The sequence below is a fragment of the Klebsiella sp. JN_Kp126 genome, from assembly GCF_033843325.1.
In the GTDB taxonomy this organism is placed as follows: Bacteria; Pseudomonadota; Gammaproteobacteria; order Enterobacterales; family Enterobacteriaceae; genus Klebsiella; species Klebsiella michiganensis.
Map to the genome: position 1 here is coordinate 1 of NZ_JAWXQV010000026.1, position 1,160 is coordinate 1,160.

Annotated in this window: 2 protein-coding genes; one reads left to right on the forward strand and one right to left on the reverse strand. The window is 51.7% G+C overall.

The features are described from left to right. Positions 1 to 218, reverse strand: a 218-nt coding sequence (locus SIK97_RS00950) for a hypothetical protein (RefSeq protein WP_022631151.1), incomplete at its 3' end; no start/stop codon positions are given. Between SIK97_RS00950 and SIK97_RS00955 the strand changes: the two genes are divergently transcribed. Beyond that, a complete protein-coding gene (locus tag SIK97_RS00955; protein ID WP_007372204.1) occupies positions 147 to 1,136 on the forward strand; it encodes an IS630-like element ISEc33 family transposase in 990 nt (329 codons plus the stop codon). The two genes, SIK97_RS00950 and SIK97_RS00955, sit on opposite strands and share 72 nt — an antisense overlap. Positions 1,137 to 1,160 lie beyond the last annotated feature (24 nt).

A 1,160-nucleotide genomic window follows, 5' to 3' on the forward strand; every position in this document is an offset into this window, starting at 1 on the left:
CTAAATAGCTGCGCGGAATAGTAGATCACTGAAAGGGAACTCAGCCCGGATTGTGCGATCTGATCAATCGCCAAACCAACCAAAACCACCAACCGGACTGAGCGATGCCGATCATAGCACCAATACCCCGTGGCGAACGACGCCTGATGCAGAAAGCTATTCATAAAACGCGCGATAAAAATCATGCCCGCAGACTCACGGCCATGCTGATGCTTCATCGGGGTGAACGGGTCAGCGATGTTGCCAGAACTCTCTGTTGTGCCCGTTCATCCGTTGGTCGCTGGATTAACTGGTTTACGCACTCAGGTATTGAAGGCCTGAAATCCTTACCCGCAGGGCGCTCCCGACGCTGGCCTTTTGAACATATCTGCACCCTGTTACGTGAGCTGATAAAGCATTCTCCCGGCGATTTTGGTTATCAACGTTCACGCTGGAGCACCGAATTACTGGCAATAAAAATCAATGAGATAACCGGTTGCCAGTTACATGCAGGAACCGTTCGCCGCTGGTTGCCATCTGCGGGGCTTGTATGGCGCAGGGCCGCGCCAACTCTGCGTATCCGTGACCCACATAAAGATGAAAAGATGGCGGTAATCCACAAAGCGCTGGATGAATGCAGCGCAGAGCATCCGGTATTTTATGAAGATGAAGTGGATATCCACCTTAATCCTAAAATCGGTGCGGACTGGCAGTTGCGCGGACAGCAGAAACGGGTAGTGACGCCGGGGCAGAACGAAAAATACTATCTGGCCGGCGCACTGCACAGTGGCACGGGTAAAGTCAGCTACGTGGGCGGCAACAGCAAAAGTTCAGCGCTGTTTATCGCTCTGCTGAAGCACCTGAAAGCCACTTACCGGCGGGCGAAAACAATCACGCTGATCGTTGATAACTACATTATCCATAAAAGCCGCGAAACACAGCGCTGGTTGAAAGCAAATCCCAAGTTCAGGGTAATTTACCAGCCGGTTTACTCGCCGTGGGTGAATCATGTGGAACGGCTATGGCAGGCACTTCATGACACGATAACCCGTAATCATCAGTGCCGCTCAATGTGGCAGTTACTGAAAAAGGTCCGCCATTTTATGGAAACCGCCAGCCCATTCCCCGGAGGAAAACATGGTCAGGCAAAAGTGTAGCGGTATTAGGCGCAGCTATTTAGA

Bases quoted from the DNA above. Each gene is read 5' to 3' on its own strand.
- SIK97_RS00955 (WP_007372204.1), top strand. From the start codon at position 147: ATGCAGAAAGCTATTCATAAAACGCGCGATAAAAATCATGCCCGCAGA.